Source organism: Acidovorax sp. 69 (assembly GCF_002797445.1).
GTDB lineage: Bacteria > Pseudomonadota > Gammaproteobacteria > Burkholderiales > Burkholderiaceae_C > Acidovorax.
This window is the reverse complement of the sequence record NZ_PGEP01000001.1, coordinates 723,047-743,359: the sequence shown is the minus strand read 5'-3', so window position 1 is coordinate 743,359 and position 20,313 is coordinate 723,047. Positions and strand designations below refer to the sequence as shown.

Annotated in this window: 17 protein-coding genes; 15 read left to right on the top strand and 2 right to left on the bottom strand. The window is 66.3% G+C overall.

Annotation, left to right across the window (positions count from 1 at the left end; all coding sequences use genetic code 11):
* Positions 1–11 precede the first annotated feature (11 nt).
* Both flgL and CLU85_RS03445 read left to right on the top strand, forming a co-directional pair.
* Positions 12–1,265: a flagellar hook-associated protein FlgL gene (gene flgL / locus CLU85_RS03450; RefSeq protein ID WP_100409061.1), complete on the top strand. Its 1,254-nt coding sequence runs from the start codon at positions 12–14 to the stop codon at positions 1,263–1,265.
* A 70-nt stretch (positions 1,266–1,335) separates the two neighbouring features.
* Positions 1,336–2,580: an HDOD domain-containing protein gene (locus CLU85_RS03445; RefSeq protein WP_100409060.1), complete on the top strand. Its 1,245-nt coding sequence runs from the start codon at positions 1,336–1,338 to the stop codon at positions 2,578–2,580.
* A 25-nt stretch (positions 2,581–2,605) separates the two neighbouring features.
* Here CLU85_RS03445 and CLU85_RS03440 read toward each other — a convergent pair whose 3' ends face one another.
* Complete coding sequence (locus CLU85_RS03440) at positions 2,606–4,090, bottom strand: PLP-dependent aminotransferase family protein (protein ID WP_100409059.1); 1,485 nt, start codon at positions 4,088–4,090, stop codon at positions 2,606–2,608.
* 142 nt (positions 4,091–4,232) lie between these two features.
* On the opposite strand from CLU85_RS03440, the gene CLU85_RS03435 reads away from it, so the two are divergent.
* The 11 genes from CLU85_RS03435 (at position 4,233) to CLU85_RS03385 (ending at position 14,390) form a co-directional block, all read left to right on the top strand.
* Positions 4,233–4,847 carry a LysE family translocator gene (locus tag CLU85_RS03435; protein WP_100409058.1) on the top strand — a complete coding sequence of 205 codons (615 nt, stop codon included), beginning with the start codon at positions 4,233–4,235 and terminating at the stop codon, positions 4,845–4,847.
* The gene (locus CLU85_RS03430; RefSeq protein ID WP_100409057.1) at positions 4,844–5,764 is read left to right on the top strand and encodes a DMT family transporter; all 921 of its coding nucleotides are present in this window, start codon (positions 4,844–4,846) and stop codon (positions 5,762–5,764) included. The genes CLU85_RS03435 and CLU85_RS03430 overlap by 4 nt, the downstream gene beginning before the upstream one ends.
* Entirely contained in the window at positions 5,761–6,090 is a 330-nt protein-coding gene (locus CLU85_RS03425) for a DHCW motif cupin fold protein (RefSeq protein ID WP_100409056.1), read from the top strand. The genes CLU85_RS03430 and CLU85_RS03425 overlap by 4 nt, the downstream gene beginning before the upstream one ends.
* A gap of 96 nt (positions 6,091–6,186) precedes the next feature.
* A complete protein-coding gene (locus tag CLU85_RS03420) occupies positions 6,187–7,386 on the top strand; it encodes a PLP-dependent aminotransferase family protein (RefSeq protein ID WP_100409055.1) in 1,200 nt (399 codons plus the stop codon).
* A gap of 118 nt (positions 7,387–7,504) precedes the next feature.
* Positions 7,505–8,131 carry a glutathione S-transferase gene (locus tag CLU85_RS03415; RefSeq protein WP_100409054.1) on the top strand — a complete coding sequence of 209 codons (627 nt, stop codon included), beginning with the start codon at positions 7,505–7,507 and terminating at the stop codon, positions 8,129–8,131.
* Between the two features lie 13 nt (positions 8,132–8,144).
* The gene (locus CLU85_RS03410; RefSeq protein ID WP_100409053.1) at positions 8,145–9,008 is read left to right on the top strand and encodes a PhzF family phenazine biosynthesis protein; all 864 of its coding nucleotides are present in this window, start codon (positions 8,145–8,147) and stop codon (positions 9,006–9,008) included.
* Positions 9,009–9,175: 167 nt separating this feature from the next.
* Complete coding sequence (locus CLU85_RS03405; protein ID WP_100409052.1) at positions 9,176–10,051, top strand: PhzF family phenazine biosynthesis protein; 876 nt, start codon at positions 9,176–9,178, stop codon at positions 10,049–10,051.
* Positions 10,048–10,758, top strand: a complete 711-nt coding sequence (locus tag CLU85_RS03400; protein WP_100409051.1) for a VOC family protein — start codon at positions 10,048–10,050, stop codon at positions 10,756–10,758. Before CLU85_RS03405 ends, CLU85_RS03400 begins: the two co-directional genes overlap by 4 nt.
* A gap of 15 nt (positions 10,759–10,773) precedes the next feature.
* On the top strand, positions 10,774–11,760 hold the full coding sequence (locus CLU85_RS03395) for a threonine dehydratase (RefSeq protein ID WP_100409050.1): 987 nt from the start codon (positions 10,774–10,776) through the stop codon (positions 11,758–11,760).
* A 77-nt stretch (positions 11,761–11,837) separates the two neighbouring features.
* A complete protein-coding gene (locus CLU85_RS03390; RefSeq protein ID WP_100409049.1) occupies positions 11,838–13,580 on the top strand; it encodes a hypothetical protein in 1,743 nt (580 codons plus the stop codon).
* Positions 13,581–13,718: 138 nt separating this feature from the next.
* Positions 13,719–14,390 (top strand): histidine phosphatase family protein, encoded by a 672-nt coding sequence (locus tag CLU85_RS03385; RefSeq protein WP_100409048.1) that lies wholly within the window; start codon positions 13,719–13,721, stop codon positions 14,388–14,390.
* A 79-nt stretch (positions 14,391–14,469) separates the two neighbouring features.
* On the opposite strand, the gene CLU85_RS03380 is transcribed toward CLU85_RS03385, so the two are convergent.
* A complete protein-coding gene (locus CLU85_RS03380; RefSeq protein WP_100409047.1) occupies positions 14,470–15,336 on the bottom strand; it encodes a creatininase family protein in 867 nt (288 codons plus the stop codon).
* A gap of 110 nt (positions 15,337–15,446) precedes the next feature.
* Between CLU85_RS03380 and CLU85_RS03375 the strand changes: the two genes are divergently transcribed.
* Together CLU85_RS03375 and CLU85_RS03370 are read left to right on the top strand one after the other, a co-directional pair.
* Positions 15,447–16,199 carry an alanyl-tRNA editing protein gene (locus tag CLU85_RS03375; protein WP_100409046.1) on the top strand — a complete coding sequence of 251 codons (753 nt, stop codon included), beginning with the start codon at positions 15,447–15,449 and terminating at the stop codon, positions 16,197–16,199.
* A gap of 182 nt (positions 16,200–16,381) precedes the next feature.
* Positions 16,382–20,212 (top strand): DUF748 domain-containing protein, encoded by a 3,831-nt coding sequence (locus CLU85_RS03370; RefSeq protein WP_100409045.1) that lies wholly within the window; start codon positions 16,382–16,384, stop codon positions 20,210–20,212.
* The last annotated feature ends 101 nt before the right edge of the window (positions 20,213–20,313 follow it).

Here is a 20,313-nt window from a genome sequence, read left to right as displayed (position 1 = left end):
AGGAGTTCGACATGAGCAACAACATCTACCGCCTTGGCACGGCCAACATGTATGACAACGCCCTGCGCAATCTCGGCGCACGGCAAAGCAGCCTCTCCAGCCTGCAAGAGAACCTCACGTCGGGCAAACGTGTCGTGCGGGCCAGTGACGACCCGGTATCGGCAGCACAAGCCGAGCGCGCACTCAACCGCCTGTCGCGCATCCAGACCGAGCAGCGCGCCCTGGAGACCCAGCGCAACGCCATCGCCCAGGGCGAATCGTCGCTGGGTGACGCGGTGAATCTGATCCAGAACTTTCGCGAGTTGGTGGTGAGCGCTGGCGACGCCAGCATGACGCCCAATGACCGCGCCACCGTCGCCAACCAATTGCAGGGGTTGCGCGAACAACTGCTGGAAGTCGCCAACCGCAAAGACACCAACGGCATTCCATTGCTGAGCGCACTGGGTAGCGCACTGGCGCCCTTTCTGGGCCCGTTGAGCGCCTCCCCTGACTACAACTTTCAAGGCCTGCCTGGCCAGACGGCAAGCACCGGGGTGACGGTCCCCGGAACACTCGATGGCGACTCGACCTTCATGTTCGACCCCAACCGCGATGGCGTCTACACCGCGGGTGTCAGCGCCATCCCCAGCAGCAGGCAACTCACCACCACGGCAATCACACCCAGCAACCTGGGACTGGTGACCGGCGACAACTACAGCATCACCTTCAGTGCCGTGGGCCCGGGAGCCACCACAGGTACCAGCACCGCCACCTACACACTCACCAACACCACGACTGGCGCCGTATCGGCCCCCGTGGTGGTGCCTGATTACCCGACCGACAAACCGGTCACGATCTCTGTCGCCGGCATTCCAGGCCTGACCTTCGATATCAAGGGCAATCCCGACAATGGAGACACCGTCACGCTGCAACCAAGCGCCAGCATGTTCAGCACGCTGGACAGTGCGATCAACGGCATCCGCAATGCCCCCAACAACAATGCGGCCATCCAGGCCGTGGGACAAGCGCTGGCCAACATCGACATCGGGCTGGAGCGGGTTCACAACATGCGCAGCTACGCTGGCGAGTTGCTCAACCGCGCAGACCGCATCACGGGGGATCAGGACAAACGCTCCATCCAGCTCGAAGGCGACCGCTCGCGGGCCGAGGATCTCGATATGATCAAGGGCATTTCGGACTTCCAGAACCAGCAGGTGGGCTATGAGGCAGCACTCAAATCCTATGCCCAGGTTCAAAAACTGTCCCTGTTCAATTTCATCAGTTAACGCGGGTCTTCCCACGCCGCACAGCCCCAGGCGAGGACAGGCCCCACGACGAGACAACGCCTGAGAGCACATGGTCCAATCTGTCCTTGGCAGCCTGATTTTGGGCTACCGCCCTTTGTGGAACCGGGCCCGCAAGCTGGCCGGTATCCAGTTGTACGCCTACAACGAGGCATCGGCTGTGGTCGATGCCGCCCACTTGCTGCGCACTTTGCAGGAGCTGTGGTCGGCCAGCTCACCACCGCTCTTGATCTCGGCGCAAACACGCCAGTTGCTGTGTGATCTGCTCGAACATGCCCCGCGCGGCGCCCCCTGGATTGAAGTGCGCGGCGACTGGCTGTCGGACTCGGCCATCTACGCACGCGTCAAGGCTGCACACCAACGCGGGCTTCGGCTCGTGTGGCGCGGAGACACCGGCAAACTGCCCGAGCCCGAAATTGCCCGCTGTTTTGACAACAGCCTGCTGACCCTGCGCCCCGAAGATGCGGTAGCCGCGCTGCAAACGGCGCCACCCACACGCCCGGGCGCGCCCGCAGCGCCAACGCGTGCCGCCAGTCCAGTGCTGGCGGGGCAGATGTACGAGAACATCTCCAGCCGTGCACTCATGGAACACTGCCTGGACCAGAGCAACGCCATGGCGCTGGCGGGCTGGCCGTCGGAAGACGTTCTCTACAGCCTGCGCCACCATCCGCAGCAGCCGTCGCATGCCGTGATCTTCAAGCTGATGAAGGCCATCGACGCCGAGCAGTCGCTGGAAACTTTTGAAGACATCATGGGCGAAGACCCGCTGCTCGCGTACCGCTTCATGGTCTACACCAACTCTGCGGCCCTGGGACTGCGCACCGGCATCGACTCGCTGCGCCGGGGTCTGGTGATGATGGGTTACAGCTCCATCAAGCGCTGGCTCTCCGATCAGTTGCCCCACGCCAACACCGACCCCAACATGCAACCGGTGCGCGAAGCCATGCTGATCCGCGCACAGCTCACTGCCCGGCTACTGGACGCAGGGATCGAGAACGACCTGCGCCGTGAAATTTATCTGTGTGGCTTGCTCTCGCAGCTCGATGAGTTGCTCGGGGAACCGCTGGGCACCATCCTGCGTCGCCTGCCCTTGTCCGAGCGTATCTACGATGCCACCGTGCTGCGCACAGGTCCCTACACCAGCGGCCTTCAGATGGCCTGCGCGCTGGAAACCGATGACGCCAGCGCCATCCGGCAGCTGTGCGAAACCTTCGAGCTGGACCTGGAAGAGGTCAACCGTGCCTTGCTGCGCGTGCTGTCCGACCTGGAGGTAGAACGACCGCCCGCCGGTCGCTGACACATCGGGGCCCCGGGCCCGGCGCTCACCGCCCCTGCTCTGATCGCACGCGCTCAAAAGTGCGCCAGAACGCTGCATCCTGCGTGGTGGCGAAGTTGATGCGCATCAGCGTGCTGGGCTTGCGCTCTGCATGGAACAGCGCACCGGGTGCCAGCAGGTAGCCCTCATCGAGCATGCGCTGCGACAGCGCATCGGTGTCCACCCCCGTCTCCACCCAGCCAAACAGCCCCACGGGCTCGGCGGCAAAAGTGCAGCCAGCGCTCATTGCCAACTTGACGCTGCGCGCGCGCGCCGCATCCAGCCGGGTACGGATGCGTTCGGCATGGCGCCGCAGCTGCCCCTGCTCGATGCACAGCGCCAGGGCTTTTTCGAGCAAGGCCGGCGTGGTCAGCGTGGCCAGCAACTTGGTATCGAGCAACTGCTCCACCAGCGCGGGTGGCGCGGCCAGGTAACCAATGCGCCAGTTGGGGGCCAGGATCTTGGCAAAACCACTCACGTAGATGGTGCGCTGCAGGCCGTCGAGCGCGGTCAACCGCGTGGCGTGCTCGGGCGCAATGTGGCTGTAGGTGTCGTCCTCCACGACATGGAAATTGTGCTGGTTGGCCAGTTGCAGGATGCGGTGTGCGCTGCCCGGCGTGAGGCAGTAGCCGGTGGGGTTGTGGAACACGCTCACGCTCACGTAGAGCTTGGGCTTGTGCACCTCGCAGTATTTGGCCATCACCTCCAGGTCGGGCCCGTCAGCGCGGCGAGGCACGGGCAGGATGTGCATGCCCAAGGCGGCCAGGCGCGCAAACTCCACGGCCCAACCCGGCTCTTCGACCATCACCGGGTCGCCCGGGCGCAGCAGCGTGCGGCTCACGATGTCGAGCGCATGGGTGGCCCCCACGGTGGTGATGATGTGCTCGGGCACTGTGTGCACGTTGAGCGTGGCCAGCTTCTTGGCCAGCAGGCGGCGCAGGCCCGCGTCGCCCAAAGGCTCTCCGTACTGCAGCGAAAAATCCTGCAGGCTGCGCGAGCTGGTCACCTTGCGCACCGCTGCGGGCATGAAGGTGGACTCCAGCCACTGCGGTGGAAACACGCCCATGCCGGGCTGTGGCTTGTCGCTGACCTTGTGGAACATGCCCCGGATCAGCGCCGTGGCATTCACGGGCGATACGCTTCGCCCCCCCCGCCCTGCGGCACGCGCGGCAAACCAATGGGCGGTGCTCCAGTTGGCGGCGGCACTCTCCTGGGCAGGGTCCACGGGGTGGGTTTCGTCGTCGGCTGCGCCTACCGCGCGAGCACTTTCGCGCACGAAGAAGCCCCGGTTTTTGCGCGCTTCCACCAGCCCCTGCGCCAGCAGCTGGTCGTAGGCCGCCACCACGGTGGACGGGCTCACTCCGTTTTGCTGCGCACACTGGCGCACCGACGGCAAGCGCGCACCGGGCGCCAGCAGGCGGTTGCGGATGCGCTCGGAGATTCGGGCAGACAACTGCTCGGTGAGCGACTGGGTGGGGGATTTCATCAGCATGGCAAAGGCTCTGGGCTGTGTACTGTCTTCGCAACCAATACAGATTCAGCACTGCGCTGACAGACTGTACTGGTGATGTATTGGTTTGCAAGATTACATTGAACACACACAAGCCGCAAGCCCTTCCCCGAGCCACCCCACCATGAGCACTGCCGAACTCACCGCCCTGCTGCTGTTTTGCACCGCCATGAGTTTCTCGCCGGGGCCCAACACCACCTTGTCCACCGCGCTGGCGGCCAACCTGGGCCTCAGACGCGCGCTGCGGTTTTGCTTGGCCGTGCCTGCGGGCTGGACACTGCTGATGCTGGGCAGCGGCCTGGGCCTGGGCGCGCTCATCACCGGCGTGCCCGCCCTGCGCTGGGCAGTGACGCTGCTGGGCGTGGCTTACATGCTCTGGCTGGCGTTCAAGCTCAGCCGCGCGGGCAAGATGGCCGACATCGACACCACGCGCCTGAACGTGACCTTCTGGCAAGGCGTGGGCCTGCAGTTCGTCAACATCAAGGCCTGGATGCTGGCCCTCACACTGAGCGCTGGCTGGGTGGTCAATGCAGCCGGCCAGCCGGCCTCCAACCCGGGCGAGCGCCTGGTGATCATCTGCGGCGTGATGATGGTGTTTGCGTTCACCAGCAATTTTGTCTACGCACTGGTGGGTTCGCTGCTGCGCCATTGGCTGGCGCAGGGCGCAAGGCTGCTGTGGTTCAACCGGGCCCTGGCCCTGGTGCTGGTGCTCACTGCGTACTGGATGCTCACGCTATGAACCGCGCCCAGGAAAAAGAAGCCCTGCTCTGGGGCCTGGTGGGCGTGACCCTTTTTGCCGCCACCCTGCCCATGACGCGCCTTGCAGTCGGCCCTGCCGACGCGCCCCAGCTGTCTCCTTGGTTCGTCACCTTTGGCCGTGCCGCCGTGGCAGGGTTGCTGTCCATCGGTTACCTGCTGTGGCAGCGGTCCCGTGGGCGCCTCAATGTTCCGGTGAAGACAGAGTGGCCCTTGCTGGGTGTCACCGCTTTTGGAGTGATCGTTGGGTTCCCGCTGTTCCTCGCACTGGCGCTACGCCATGTGCCCAGCACCCACGGCGCTGTCGTCACGGCGCTGCTGCCGCTGTCTACCGCGGTGCTGGGAGCGCTGTGGTTTCGGCAGCGCCCATCCACGGGCTTCTGGGCTTGCGCGGTTTTGGGCAGCGGCCTGGTACTTGGCTTCATGGTGTGGCGCGCGGGGGGGTTGTACCTGGGCGCTGCCAACATCTATCTACTGATCGCCATGACCACTGGCGCCTTGGGCTACATCGGCGGGGCACGCCTCACGCCGCGCCTGGGCGCCGAGCAGGCCATTTGCTGGGTGCTGGCGTGTTGCCTGCCACTGACCCTGCCTATCGCGTGGTGGTTTGCACCGGCAACACCGTCGGCGATCAGCGCCATGGGCTGGATGGGCTTCACCTATGTGGCCCTGTTTTCGATGTGGATCGGCTTTTTTGCCTGGTACCGCGCCCTGGCGCTGGGTGCTGTAAGGGTGAGCCAGATCCAGCTCATACAGCCTTTTCTGAGCCTGCTTTTTGCCGTGCCGCTGCTGGGCGAGCACCTGGATGCCACCACCCTGGTGTTTGCCATCGCAGTGATCGCCACGGTGTTTGCTGGCAAGAAGATGCCCGTGCACACCGCCGAAAGACCCGTCCCATGAAGATGAACCACATTCCGTTTGGCACCACCGACTGGACCACACTGCCCCGCGAAGAAAAAGGCGCGCAAGCGGGCCAGGCCTTCTGGCGCACGCAGCAGTGGGGCGACATGCGCGTGCGCATGGTCGAGTACACGCCCGGCTATGTGTCGGACCACTGGTGTACCAAGGGCCATGTGCTGCTGTGCCTGAGCGGAGAATTGCACACCGAGCTGGCCGACGGCCGCCAGTTCACCCTGACACCCGGTATGAGCTACCAGGTGGCGGACAATGCGGAACCACACCGGTCCACAGCGCCCCAGGGTGCCACCCTGTTTGTCGTGGACTGATGCCCGTGCACAGGTTTTTGGCACGGGTTACTTATTTTTTCTGATGACTTTGCAACGTTGGGTGGCCACCTGCACACCACCCCTAGGAGAACGAGAGTGAAACTGAACGACCTGCCCACCAGCACCTGGACCCTGGCGCGCCGCGCCGAGCGCATGAACCCATCGGTCATCCGCGAAATCCTCAAGGTCACGGAAAAGCCCGGCATCATCAGCCTGGCGGGCGGCCTGCCCTCGCCCAAGACCTTCCCCGTATCGGCCTTCGCTGCTGCATCAGCTGCCGTGCTGGCCAACGACGGCCCGGCCGCCCTGCAATACGCCGCCAGCGAAGGTTTTGCCCCGCTGCGCCAGGCCATTGCCGACTTTTTGCCGTGGAATGTGGATCCCGAGCAGGTGCTCATCACCACCGGATCACAACAAGCGCTGGACCTGATCGCCAAGGTGCTGATCGACGAAAACAGCCGCGTGCTGGTCGAAACCCCCACCTACCTGGGCGCGCTGCAGGCCTTCACGCCCATGGAGCCCAACGTGGTGTCCGTGGCCAGCGACGATGAAGGCGTGCTCATCGACGACCTGAAAGCCAAAGTGGGCACGGGTGCCAACAAGGCACGCTTTTTGTACGTGTTACCCAACTTCCAGAACCCCACCGGCCGCACCATGAGCGACGCGCGCCGCGCTGCGCTGGTACAAGCGGCGGCCGAGCTGAACCTGCCCCTGGTCGAAGACAACCCTTACGGCGACCTGTGGTTTGACGCTCCGCCACCCGCACCACTCACGGCCCGCAACCCCGAAGGCTGCATCTACATGGGCTCGTTCTCCAAGGTGCTGGCCCCTGGCCTGCGCCTGGGTTTTGTGGTGGCACCCAAGGCGGTGTACCCCAAGCTGCTGCAGGCCAAGCAGGCCGCCGACCTGCACACGCCCGGCTACAACCAGCGCCTGGTGGCCGAGGTGATGAAGGGCAACTTCCTGGACCGCCATGTGCCCACCATCCGCACGCTGTACAAGCAGCAGTGCGAAGCCATGCTGACTGCATTGACCCATGAAATGCAGGGCCTGGGCGTGCAGTGGAACCGCCCCGACGGCGGCATGTTCCTGTGGCTGCGCCTGCCCGAAGGCATGAGCGCCATCGAACTGCTGCCCAAAGCGGTGGACCGCAACGTGGCCTTTGTGCCCGGCGCCGCGTTTTATGCCGACAACGCCGACCAGCGCACGCTGCGCCTGTCGTTCGTCACCGCATCGGTGGAACAGATCGCCACCGGCATCGCCGCGTTGGCAGCTGCCATCCGCGAAAGCAAGTGAACACCCCTGTGGCGCTGCGCCGCATCCACCGCTTGGCGGCCCTTGCGGGGCCGCTGGCCGGGCCGCGCCAGCTTCATACGTCACGGTTCGTGCAACGCGCCATGAAAGTTGATTCAACATGCTGAGGCTCTGGGGGCGCCTGTCGTCCATCAACGTGCGCAAGGTGGTGTGGGCCGCGCAGGAACTGGGTATCACACTGCAGCGCACCGATGCGGGCGGCCAGTACGGCGTGGTGCGCGAGGCGCGCTACCTGAGCCTCAATCCCAACGGCCTGGTGCCCCTGATCGAAGATGAGGACACGGGTGTGACGCTGTGGGAGTCCAACCCCATCGTGCGCTACCTGTGTGCCCGGCATTCGCCGGGCGACCTGTACCCCGAGGACCTGCCCACACGCTGTGTGGGCGAACAGTGGATGGACTGGCAGCAGACCACACTGAACCCCGCCGGACGCGATGCTTTCATCCAGTGGATACGCACACCTGCGGCACAGCGCAACGATGCACTGATTGCGGCGTCGGTGGCGACCACCGAGCCCCTGCTGGCGATGCTGGATGCCCACCTGGCGCGCCAACCGTACATGGCGGGCGAGCGCTTCACCATGGCCGATATCCCCGTGGGCTGCGAGATCCACCGCTGGTGGGGCCTGCCCCAGGCACGCCCGGCGCGGCCGCACCTGGAGCGGTGGTACAACATGGTCAGCACACGCCCCGGCGCACGGGGCGTGTTGGACCAGCCACTCTCCTGACCCAGCGCCCACCATGCACCAGCGCCCCTTCAAGCAAATCGATGTGTTCAGCGACCGCCCCGGCTACGGCAACCCCGTGGCCGTGGTGCTGGATGCCGACGGCCTGAGCGACAGCGACATGCGCCGCTTTGCTGCCTGGACCAACCTGTCGGAAACCACCTTTCTGCTGCCCCCGACCGAAGCCGGGCGTTCTACGGGCGCCGACTACCGCTTGCGCATCTTCAGCCCCAGTGGCGAGTTGCCTTTTGCAGGCCATCCCACGCTGGGCACCTGCCATGCGTGGCTGCAGGCCGGCCACACACCCCGCCAGCCGGGCATGGTGATCCAGGAGTGTGCGCTGGGCCTGGTACGCATCGCGCAGGCGAATGACACCCTGGCCTTTGCCGCTCCGCCCCTGCGGCGCAGTGCCCCCAGCCCCGCCTTGGTGCCGCTGATCGCCAGCGCCCTGGGCTTGCGCCCACAACAGATCCTGGGCGCGCAATTGCTCGACAACGGGCCCGTCTGGCTGGGCCTGCTGCTCGACAGCGCCGACACCGTGCTGGGCCTGCACCCCGACCATGCCCGCCTGAAAGACCTGGGCCAGGACGTGGGCGTGATTCATGTCAGCCCTGCGGCCAGCAATACGGCACAACCCGGCGCGGTAGTGCGGGCCTTTGCCGCCCCCATGGGCAACCCCGAAGACCCCGTCACCGGCACCCTCAATGCCAGCCTGGCCGAATGGCTGATTGCCGACGGCCTGGCACCAAGCAGCTACTTGGTGGCCCAAGGCGAGTGCCTGGGCCGTGCGGGCCGGGTGCATATCCGCCAGGACGACAGCCATCAGATCTGGGTGGGTGGCCGTGCTGTCACCTGCATTGAAGGCACGGTGCTGCTATGACCACCCTCAACCCGACAGCCTCCCGCCCCAGCGGCTGATTTTTTTCCTCGGCCTCCCCCTGGACGCCGGGCCACCAGACCCCGAAAAAACCCCGGCCTTGCGCCCGGTCTGCCCCCGGCGTGCCCGGCCCCGTTTCACCATGTTTTGTCCCTAAGGAACTGACCACCATGCGCCACCGCCCCTTCCAGCAAGTCGATGTGTTCACCGCCACCGCCTACCGTGGCAACCCGCTGGCCGTGGTGCTGGACGGCACGGACCTGTCCACCGAAGCCATGCAGGCGTTCACGAACTGGACCAACCTGTCCGAAGCCACCTTTGTGCTGCCCCCCACCGCCGAAGGCCGCGCGGCCGGTGCCGACTACCGCGTGCGCATTTTCTGCCCCGGGCGCGAGCTGCCTTTCGCCGGTCACCCGACGCTGGGCACCTGCCATGCCTGGCTGCAGGCCGGTGGCAAGCCCCAGGCGGCGGGCCGGGTCGTGCAGGAATGTGGCGTGGGCCTGGTCGCGCTGCGGCAGGGCAGTGACCGCCTGGCTTTTGCCGCGCCGCCATTGATCCAAAGCGGCCCGCTGGCCGAGGACGATGTGGCTTTGATCGCACACGGCCTGGGTGTGGCGCGCAGCGACATCCTGCACCATGCCTGGTGCGACAACGGCCCCCACTGGCGTGGCGTGATGCTGCGCAGCAGTGAACAGGTGCTGGCACTCAAGCCGGATGGCGCCATCCTGGCCGGGTTGGACGTGGGCGTGGTGGGCCCACGCGGCAAGGTGGGGGTCATCGGCAGCACCGACGCCGAGGGCATTGCCTTTGAAGTGCGCGCTTTTTTCCCGGGCAACAACGGCCTGGCCGAAGACCCCGTGACCGGCAGCCTGAACGCCGCGCTGGCCCAGTGGCTCATCGGCGCAGGGCTGGCCCCCACGCAATACGTGGCAGCCCAAGGCACCTGCCTGGACCGCGCGGGGCGGGTCTATGTGGAACAGGACGGTGACACCATCTGGGTCGGCGGCAGCTCAGTCACCTGCGTGTCAGGCGAGGTGCTGCTGTGACCCCTACCACCGCCCTGCAAACACCCTGCGTCGACCATTTGGTCGTACTGGCTGCGGACCTGGCCACCGGCGTGACCTGGTGCGAACGCACCCTGGGCTTCACACCCACAGCGGGCGGCGAACACCCGCTGATGGGCACGCACAACCGCATCTTCAATATTTCCAGCCCGGCACATCCGCATGCCTATCTGGAGATCATTGCTATCAACCCAGGAGCTGCTCCCGCAATACCATCAAGCGCTAGACGCTGGTTTGACATGGACGACATCACCTTGCAACAGCAGGTGGCGGATCACGGCCCGCAGCTCATCCACTGGGTGGCCAGCGTGCCCGACGTGGCCGAGCGGTGCGCCGCACTGTCTGCGCAAGACATCGAACGCGGCGCCATCGTGACCGCCAGCCGCCCCACACCGAACGGACTGCTGCAATGGCAGATCACTGTGCGCGACGACGGCCTGCGCCTGATGGACGGCTGCCTGCCCACCCTCATCCAGTGGGGCGCCGTGCACCCGTGCAGCAGCCTGCCCGCCAGCGGCGTGCAACTGCAGCAACTCACGCTGCAGCACCTACAGTCGGCCACGCTGCAGGCGGCGTGCGAAGCCATCGGCGTTGCGCCCCAGGTCGCAGTCACGGCCGGTGACGCCCCCCGGCTCAGCGCGCAGTTCGCCACGCCGCGCGGCCCCGTCACCTTGTCGTCCTTCCACTGAGAAGAAAGCCACCGCATGAAAACGCCTCTGGACCCCACCACCCTGCTGCCCACCCTGGCCAACATCGAAGCAGCCGCAGAGGTCGTGTACCGCGACTTTGCGGCCACCCCCCAGTACCGCTGGGCACTGCTCAGCGAACGCCTGGGCACCGACTGCTGGCTCAAGCACGAGAACCACACACCCGTGGGCGCGTTCAAGATCCGTGGCGGGCTGACCTACTTTGACCAACTTGCGCAACGTGGCGCCCTGCCCGCTGAAGTCATCAGCGCCACCCGCGGCAACCACGGCCAGAGCATGGGCTGGGCCGCGCGCCGCCACGGCGTGGCCTGCACCATCGTCGTGCCGCGCGGGAACTCGGTCGAAAAGAACGCCGCCATGCGTGCCCTGGGCGTCACGCTCATCGAGCACGGCACCGACTTTCAGGAAGCGCGGGAACACGCCATGCAGCTTGCCCAAGAGCGCGGCGCGCACATGGTGCCCAGCTTTCACCCCGACCTGCTGCGCGGCGTGAGCACCTACTGGTGGGAGTTCTTGCGCGCCGTGCCGCAGCTGGACGTGGTGTATGTGCCCATCGGCCAGGGCTCGGGCGCGTGCTCGGCCATCGCGGCCAAGCGGGCGCTGCAGCACCCGGTGCGCGTGGTGGGCGTGGTCAGCAGCCACGCCACCACCTATGCCGATTCACTGGCCGCAGGCCACGTGGTCGAGGCACCCGTCACCACCCAGCTCGCCGACGGCATGGCGTGCCGCGTGGCCGACCCCGAAGCCCTGGCCGTGATGGCCCCGCACATCGACCACATCGTGCAGGTGAGCGACGCCGAAGTGGCCGCCGCCATGCGCGCCCTGTTCACCGACACGCACAATGTGGCCGAAGGCGCGGGCGCGGCGGCGCTGGCGGCGGCGTTGCAGGAGCGAGAGCAGCTCCAGGGCCAACATGTGGGCCTGGCGTTGACAGGCGGCAACGTGGACGCGCCGATGTTTGCCAAGACGCTCGCCAGCAGCTAGGCGCCTGCTGGACAATGCCCCTCACGCTGCAACTGCCCAAAATGCAGTGACATTACAAATCCGTTGAGGGAGTGTCCATGGCAAGCCAACCATCGTCCGGCTATCGCTGGGGCCTGCGCGCGGTCATCGCGTTGCAGTGTCTCCTGATTCTCGCGTTCGTGTACCAAGGGTTGTCGGCACCCGGCCCCTTTGGCCCCCGGCTACCCGCCGTGCAAGGCGAGACTCTTTGGATCGAAAGCCACGGTGCGCTCCACCAATTCAACGCTGCAGGCCAGCGGCTGCAACACATCCCCCTGCGCGATCTGAAAATTTCGGGCAGCCCGACCAGCCTGCAGTTCACCCAGGAGCATGTCGCCTGGGTACATGACGAAAGCCGAGTACACCGGTGCGATCTGCAGCAGCGCCAGTGCCTGCCAGTGGAGCTGGCAGACCTGGACACCCGCAGAAGCTACCGGTGGGTGCGGGTGAGTCCCGACGAGTCAGAAATCACCGTGTCCGACGCCTCCCACCACCGCGTGATGGTGTACCGGCGCGATGCCATCACCGCCCGCTACACCCTGGCACGCACCGAGGCCGACGGCATGCGTTTCCCCAACCAGACCTTGCAGGTGGGAGGCGCGATGTGGGTCGCCAACACCAACCGCCACGAAATCGTGCAGCTGCGCACCGGCCCAGGCGGCAAGACAGAACGGCAGCAGCACCCGATTGCGCATGCGGAGCTTCGTCCGGGGCGCTCATTCCCGTTCGCCATGGCGCAGGCCCCACACGGACAACTGTGGGTGCTGGTGGCCGGCCCCAACATGCAGAACGCCGACCTGCTCATCATGAACCCCCAGTGGCAGGCCGAGCGGGTGATTCCACTCGCCCCCAAACAGGACCCGAACGCCATCGCCCTGTTCCAGCAACACATGCTGCTGACCGACATGACCCATTTCCTCGTACGCAGGCTCGACCTGTATGGCCGTGTGCTGGGACCATTTGGCGATGCCAGTTTTCAGGCAGAGCTGGAAACCGCCCGCAACCAGGCGCAATGGGCGCACCGCATGCCCACGCTGCTGATGAGCAGCATTGGCGTGCTGATGCTGATGGCCGCGTGGCTGGCCTGGAAGGCGGGCGAATTTCGGCAGTTGCGCGGCACGGCCTGGCGAGCCCATCCGGCAGAAAAGACCGCGCAAGGCAACCACACAGCCCCCACCAGCCCCTCGGCGGTGCCCACCACAGCACGCCCCCTGGAGCGTGGCCGTGTGACCATGGTCAAAGCGCTGCCCGGCAGCACCCGCACACGCCGCCGCATGCTGCTGATCACAGACGCCGCCGTGTTCCTGGCCATAGGCGCATTGATCTACTGGGCCTGGCCCCAGTTCTATCAGCACGACTGCGCCCCGGGCAAGTCCTGCGCACCCTGGATGCCCTATGCCTTTGCCGCGCTGGCACTGCTGCCGCTGATTCCTTCCATGGCCGTCCGGCGCAGACTGAAGGCGCTGGAGGGCATGCGCATTGGCACCGATGGCGAGCAGATCCAGGCCCGGGTGGGCAAAAAACACTACCAGGCCCCCGCCCACCAAGTGACCTGCACACGCCAACAACTCCTGATCGGCCTGAGCGCCGTGCCATTGCGGCTCCATGGCGAGGCGCTGTTTGACGAAGAGGCGCTGCGCCGCAACGTCATCAATCGGCTGCCCCAGATGCACATGGCTGACAGTCCCTGGAGCCCGGGGTGGCTGGGCCACTACTGGAAGCACGGCGGCTGGCGCGGGCGAGCCATCGTGATCGGCATGGGCGGTTGGTGCGGCCTGTGGGTGTGGCTGATGCTGCGCTAAGGGCCCGCTAGCGATCTTGCAAGCTATCCTTTTGGTGCGCACATCAACTGCTGCAACGCAGCATCAAAACACCAAAATTGATAGCATTGGTCGCAATAGCGACAAGCGCCATGCGCCTCGTTCATCACAATTCGACGCATGGGAACCCTCTATCTTGTGCGCCACGGCCAGGCCTCGTTTGGCGCTGCAGATTACGACCAGCTCAGCCCTCTGGGCCGGCAGCAGGCGGTGCGCCTGGGTGAACACTGGCGCGCTCGGGGCATGCAGTTTGATGCGGTCATCACCGGCACCCTGCGCCGCCACACACAAACTCTGGAAGGTATTGCCGAGGGCTTGCAGATCACACCCACGGTGCTGCAGTTGCCAGGCCTGAACGAATACGACAGCCACGCGCTGATCGCAGCCATCCACCCCCAACCTCTTGGCAAGGCCGACACACCCGAGTTGTACCGCGCTCACTTTCGCATCCTGTGTGATGCGCTGGCGCAGTGGATGGCCGGCGTCATCAGCCCCCAGGGCATGCCAACGTGGAACGAGTTTTCAGCCGGTGTGCGCGCCGCGCTAGACCATGTGCGCCACCAGCACGCGGGCCAGAACGTGCTGCTGGTGAGCAGCGGCGGCCCTATCTCTACCGCGGTGGGCGAGGTGCTGGGCACCGCGCCCGAGGTGACGATTGCGCTGAACATGCGCATCCGCAACAGCGCGGTGACGGAGTTCTCGATTGCGCCCAAGCGGTTGATGCTGCAGACGTTCAACACGCTGCCGCATCTGAACGAACTGGAGCACGCGCAGTGGGTCACACACGCCTGAGTGCCAAAATTTTGGCCTTTCTGGCCACAGGCGCTAGTGGATCATGCGCTAGCAGCTATTGAAAGAGTAGCAAACTGGTTCAACGCAGGTCTGGCCCGTTTGCCAGGGTCGACAACGGCAGCGCCTGCAGCTCCCGCAGCAGCGCCACCAGTTGCACCGCCGCAGCCTCTACCACCGCCCGCCCCTTGTCGGCCGTGGCCGCAGCAGCATTGCCCACGGCCCCAGCCGGGTGGTAGTCCTGCATCTGCCAGCCCAGCTTGGCGCTCTTGCCGTTGCCCAAAATGGCGTACTGCTCCGACCGGTCTTGCGACGTGGAGCGGAAGTCGCGAGCGTGCTCCATATGCACCGTGGCGGGCGCGAGGTGCCGCATCATCGATGTCTCGATCTCGCCCGCGTGGATGCCAAAGCGGTGCTCCTGCGCGCTGAATTGCCCGGCCACCGCGTCGGGCAGCGGCAGGCTGAACCAACTGGCGCTGTAGACGATGAGGTCGCAGCGCGTGCGCAACTCGCGCGCCACGATGTCCATCACGCTCACCTGGCCGCCGTGGCCGTTGAACAGCAGAAGTTTCTTAATGCCCGCGCGGGCCACGCACTCGCCGATCTCCGTCCACAGCGCGATCACCGTGGCGGGCGACAGCGTGAGCGTGCCGGGAAAGCGAATGTGCTCGGGGCTCAGGCCCACGTTCTGCGGGGGCAAGAACAGCACGGGCAAGTCAGCGGGCAACAGCGGCAGCGCAGCATCGACCACGCCCTGCAGCAGCGTGGCATCCACCGACAGCGGCAGGTGCGGGCCATGTTGCTCGACGGCGGCCACAGGCAATACTGCCACCACCTGATCGGCCTGGCCCGAACTCTTCAGCACAGCGAAGTCGCGGGTGGACAGGTCGGCCCAGAAGTGCGAAGGCAAGGCGGGGGATGGGGGTTGGGGCGCAGTGGCAGCGGTCATGCAGCAATGGTAGTCGCAGCGCAACGGGGCATCACCTGGGCAGATACGTGGAGCCCCGCCCGGGAGCCCCTGCGCCCACGGGCCGCCAGCCATCCCGCTACCATCACCGCATGACCCAAGACCTCTTCCGCCAAGACGCCTACCTGCGCGAATGCAGCGCCCACATCACCGCCATCACCGACGCCGGCATCGTGCTGGACCGCACGGTGTTCTACCCACTGGGTGGTGGCCAGGCCGGTGACAGCGGCGTTTTGGTGCTGGCCGATGGCGCCGAGATCGCCATCGCCGATACCCGCAAGGGCAAGGATGCCGAAGGCAATGCCACCAGCGCCATCGTGCATGTCCCTGCCCCCGGGCAGGAAGAGCGCTTGGCGCAGCTCGCGGCGGACACCCCCGTGACGGCACGCATCGACTGGGAGCGCCGCCACCGCATGATGCGACTGCACACCACCAGCCACCTGCTGTGCCATGTGGTGCCGCAACTGGTCAACGGCTGCTCCATCACGCCCGACTATGCGCGGCTCGACTTTGCCATGACCGACCCGCTGGACAAGGAGCAGCTGACCGCCGCCATCGCCTCGCTGGTGGCCGCCGCGCACCCGCTCACGGTGGCCTCGATCAGCGACGAAGAGCTGGACGCCAACCCAGCCCTTGTGAAAAGCATGAGCGTGCAACCCCCGCGTGGCACAGGACGCATCCGCACCATCCGCATCGGAGGCGATGGCGATGCACCACCGGTCGACCTGCAGCCCTGTGGGGGCACACATGTGGCCAACACCTCCGAGATCGGCGCCATTGTGGTGACCAAGATTGAGAAAAAAAGCGCCACCACCCGCAGGGTCGTCCTGGGCTTTGCCCCGTGAGCGTAGCAAGAAACACGCCCTCGCACTGTCAACAATCTTGCGCCACCGCAGCCCCCGGTTGCATTGGCTTACCTCGGCGGGCGCACAAGGCGGACAATAGCGGCTCACGCGCGCGGTTTCTGTGGTTTTTCTTTTCCCCACCAGGCCTTTTGGGACTGCGGCGCCCACCTTAGCCTGCCGCCATGCCGACCTCCCTGCGCTCCATCTCTTTTGCCTCCCTGCGCCAGCACCGCTGGTTTCGCCCTGCTGCCCGCGCCCTGGCGGGCCTGATCGGCTTGTGGCTGCTCACCTGGCTGGCCATTCCCCCCCTGGTCAAAGGCCCACTGGAGCGCATCGCCTCCGAGCAACTGGGCCGCCAAGTCACGGTGGGCGGCATCGACTTCCAGCCCTGGAGCCTGGAATTCGCGCTGCGCGACGTGACCGTAGCGGGCGCCAACGGCGCGCCCCCACAGCTCACCATTGGCCGCATTTACGCCGATGGCGAGCTGCAGTCGCTGCTGCGACTGGCGCCTGTGGTGGACGCTTTCACCATCGAAAACCCTGTGCTGCGCATCACGCACCAGGGCGACGGCCGCTATGACGTGGACGACATCCTCGCCAAGGTCACGGCCCCGCCCAGCGAACCCCAGCCTGACACCGGCCCCGCGCGCCTGGCGCTCTACAACCTCGCCCTCACGGGTGGCAGCGTCGATTTCATCGACAACACCGTGGGTACAACCCATGAAGTGCGTGGCCTGACCCTCAAGGTGCCGTTCATCAGCACCCTGCCCTCGCAGCGCGAGGTGAAGGTCGAGCCCCACCTGGCGTTCGCACTGGATGGCAGCCGGTTCGACTCGTCCGCCCAGGGCACCCCGTTTGCACAAACCGGCCAGGCCGACGCACAGCTGCGCCTGGACGGCCTGAACCTTGCACCCTACCTGGCCTATCTGCCCGCCAACCTGCCCCTCAAGGTGCAGGGCGCCACGCTGGATGCGGATGTGAAGGTGGCCTTTGAGCAGCACCAGCGCATGGCCGTGAAGCTGACCGGCACCGTGATGGCCAGCGGAGTGCGTGTGGCAGACCGCCAGGGCGCCGAGCTGCTGAGCTACGAGCGCCTGAAGATCGACATGGCCGATGTGCGCCCACTCGAACAGATCGTGCGCCTGCAGCACGTGGAGCTGACCGCGCCGGTGGTCACAGCCACCCGCGATGCGGCAGGCCAGATCAACCTGGCGCAATTGACGGCATCCACGCCGGTGCCCACCACCCCAAAAGGCAAGCCCCCGACCGCTGCCATGGCGCCCGCCGCCGACCCCGCCCCTTCGCCCGTGACCGCTCCCATGACCGCCACCAGCGCGGCATCCGCCCCGGCCCCATCGGCCTCTGCGGGCAAAACAAAGGCCAAGGCGGCGCCCGCCTGGGTGGTGGAAGTCGCCACCGCCGCCGTGCGCGGCGGCACCCTGCGCTGGGCCGACCAGACCACGCGCCCTGCCGCCACCCTGCAGGCCACAGACTTCACGGTGGATATGGCCCGCTTGGCACTGCCGTTTGAAAAGCCCTTCACGTTCAAGGGAGGGCTCAACCTGCAGGGCAGCACCCTCAGTTTTACGGGCGAAGCCACCGACCAGAAGGCCCAGGTCAACGCCACCGTGAACGCCCTGGCGCTGCAGCTGGCCGCCCCCTACCTGGCCCAGGCGCTGGAGCCCACGGTCACCGGCCAGCTGACCGGCGATGTGGGGGTGTTGTGGCAAGCCCCCCAGCCTGCCCAGGCCGGCGCCACAGGCGTCACGCTCACGGCCGGCCCCTTGGCACTGGAGCAATTGGCTGTGAAGCAGGGCAAGGCCACGCTGGCCAGCCTGGGCAAGCTCGAACTGGAGGGCGTGCTGGTGCCTCTGGACGCGCGCACCGCCACGCTGGAGCGCCTGGCGCTGAGCCAACCCCAGGCCACGGTGGAGCGTGGCGCCGACGGGCGCTGGATGTTCGAGCGCTGGCTCAAGGCCCCTGCCGCCCCACAAGGCAACACTTCCGTCGCCGATACAGCCCCCGCCACCCACTCCCCGCCCTGGAAACTGCGTGTGGCCGATTTCTCGCTGCAAGGCGGCGCCGTGGCTTTTGCCGACAACGCCCAACCGCGCCCCGTGGCGCTGGAGCTGAGCGCGCTGGGCATCACTGCCCGCAACCTGGCCAGCGACGGCAGCAAGCCTGAAGCCTTTTCGCTGACGGCCCGCGCAGCGGCGCCGGGCAAGGGCGCGAGCAACAACAAGGCCACGCCCGGCAAGGTCGACTACCAGGGCACGCTGGCCCTGCAACCCCTGGTTGCCCAGGGCAAGCTGGACGCCACGCGCCTGCCCCTGCACGCACTGGACGGCTACCTGGCCAGCCAGCTCTCCGTAGAGCTGCTGCGCGCCGATGTGGGCTACCGGGGGCAGGTGGCCCTGGCGCAATCAGACAAGGGCATCAGCCTGCGCCTGGCGGGTGATGTGGTGGTGGAAGACCTCAAGGCCAACAGCACGGCAGCCTTCACCCCCAAGACCGAGGCCCAGGTGGGCGAGGAGTTGCTGGCCTGGAAGAGCCTGAACCTGCGTGGCCTCACTGTGGCCACCGCCCCCGGCACCGCACCGCGCGTAGAGGTCAAGGAGACCAGCCTGGTGGACTTTTTTGCGCGTGTCACGGTGAACGAGGCTGGCCGCATCAACCTCAGCGACATCGCCAAGACACCCGAAGAAGCCCGTGCCGCCAATGCGGCCAGTGCCACGGCCAATACGGCATCTGCCCCCCCACAAACGGCAGCGGCATCTTCGCCCGTGTCCTCAGCATCGGCAGCCACCACCGCCGTGGCCCAAGCCGATCCGCTGGCCCCCGTGGTGGTCTTTGGCCCGGTGAGCCTGGTCAATGGCAAGGTGCTGTTCTCCGACTTTTTCATCAAGCCCAACTACTCGGCCGATCTCTCCGAGCTGACCGGCAAGCTGAGCGCGTTTTCGTCTGAAGCCCCCGGTGGCGAGCCCGTGCTGGCCGACCTGGAGCTGCGTGGCCGCGCCGAGGGTTCGGCATCGCTGGAGGTCATTGGCAAACTCAATCCCCTGGCGAAGCCGCTGGCGCTCGACATCACCGGCAAGGTGCGCGACCTGGAACTACCCCCGCTCACGCCCTACTCCGTGAAATACGCGGGCCACGGCATCGAGCGCGGCAAGCTCAGCGTGGACGTGAGCTACAAGGTGCTGCCCAACGGCCAACTCACGGCCAGCAACCGGTTGGTGCTCCATCAGCTGACCTTTGGCGAAGCCGTGGAGGGCGCCCCCAACAGCCTGCCCGTGAAGCTGGCCGTGGCCCTGCTGGCCGACCGCCAGGGCGTGATCGACCTGGACCTGCCCATCAGCGGCTCGCTGAACGACCCGCAGTTCCGCATTGGCCCTGTGATCTTCAAGATCATCATCAACCTGATCGGCAAAGCGCTGACCTCACCCTTCAGCCTGCTGGCCAGCGCCCTGGGCGGCGGCGATGAAATGAGCAACGTGCCCTTTGCCCCCGGCAGCGCCACCCTCACCCCCGAGGCACAACAAAACCTGGGCAAGGTGGTCAAGGCCCTGACGGACCGCCCCGCGCTCAAGATCACCGTGACCGGCATGGCCAGCCTGCAGGACGAACGCGAAGGCATGCAGCGCGAAGGCCTGCAGCAACGGGTGCTGGCCGAAAAACGCCGCGCCAACCCCACCGACACGGCCCCCGTATCGGCCGCCGAATACCCCGCCCTGCTCAAGGAGGTGTACCGCCGCGCCGACATGCCCAAGCCGCGCAACCTGGTCGGGCTGGCCAAAGACCTCACGGTGACCGAGATGGAGGCCCTGCTGCTGGCCCACCAAAGCGCCACCGAGGCCACCGCCGCCGAACTGGCAACGCAGCGCGGCCAGGCCATCCGCGCCTACCTGGTGTCGCAGAACCTGCCCGCCGAGCGGCTCTTCGTGGCCGCACCCAAGGCGGGCAAACAGGCGGACAAATGGACGCCGCGTGCAGAACTGGCCCTGGGCACGCAGTAACCCCGGGTGCTGACCCCCCTGAGTCGTCCAGCCCCCCGAAAGGCAACGGCAGCCTTAGCGACGGGGCGTGGTCAGCCCAAAGCACAATGGCGGACTGAACC

What these genes read in the sequence shown, in the direction of transcription:
- CLU85_RS03370 (WP_100409045.1), top strand. Translation starts at nt 16,382, where the DNA reads ATGCCGACCTCCCTGCGCTCCATCTCTTTTGCCTCCCTGCGCCAGCAC.
- CLU85_RS03380 (WP_100409047.1), bottom strand. Translation starts at nt 15,336, where the DNA reads ATGACCGCTGCCACTGCGCCCCAACCCCCATCCCCCGCCTTGCCTTCG.
- CLU85_RS03435 (WP_100409058.1), top strand. Translation starts at nt 4,233, where the DNA reads ATGAGCACTGCCGAACTCACCGCCCTGCTGCTGTTTTGCACCGCCATG.
- CLU85_RS03385 (WP_100409048.1), top strand. Translation starts at nt 13,719, where the DNA reads ATGGGAACCCTCTATCTTGTGCGCCACGGCCAGGCCTCGTTTGGCGCT.
- CLU85_RS03390 (WP_100409049.1), top strand. Translation starts at nt 11,838, where the DNA reads ATGGCAAGCCAACCATCGTCCGGCTATCGCTGGGGCCTGCGCGCGGTC.
- CLU85_RS03410 (WP_100409053.1), top strand. Translation starts at nt 8,145, where the DNA reads ATGCACCAGCGCCCCTTCAAGCAAATCGATGTGTTCAGCGACCGCCCC.
- flgL (WP_100409061.1), top strand. Translation starts at nt 12, where the DNA reads ATGAGCAACAACATCTACCGCCTTGGCACGGCCAACATGTATGACAAC.
- CLU85_RS03415 (WP_100409054.1), top strand. Translation starts at nt 7,505, where the DNA reads ATGCTGAGGCTCTGGGGGCGCCTGTCGTCCATCAACGTGCGCAAGGTG.
- CLU85_RS03440 (WP_100409059.1), bottom strand. Translation starts at nt 4,090, where the DNA reads ATGCTGATGAAATCCCCCACCCAGTCGCTCACCGAGCAGTTGTCTGCC.
- CLU85_RS03405 (WP_100409052.1), top strand. Translation starts at nt 9,176, where the DNA reads ATGCGCCACCGCCCCTTCCAGCAAGTCGATGTGTTCACCGCCACCGCC.
- CLU85_RS03445 (WP_100409060.1), top strand. Translation starts at nt 1,336, where the DNA reads ATGGTCCAATCTGTCCTTGGCAGCCTGATTTTGGGCTACCGCCCTTTG.
- CLU85_RS03375 (WP_100409046.1), top strand. Translation starts at nt 15,447, where the DNA reads ATGACCCAAGACCTCTTCCGCCAAGACGCCTACCTGCGCGAATGCAGC.
- CLU85_RS03425 (WP_100409056.1), top strand. Translation starts at nt 5,761, where the DNA reads ATGAAGATGAACCACATTCCGTTTGGCACCACCGACTGGACCACACTG.
- CLU85_RS03430 (WP_100409057.1), top strand. Translation starts at nt 4,844, where the DNA reads ATGAACCGCGCCCAGGAAAAAGAAGCCCTGCTCTGGGGCCTGGTGGGC.
- CLU85_RS03395 (WP_100409050.1), top strand. Translation starts at nt 10,774, where the DNA reads ATGAAAACGCCTCTGGACCCCACCACCCTGCTGCCCACCCTGGCCAAC.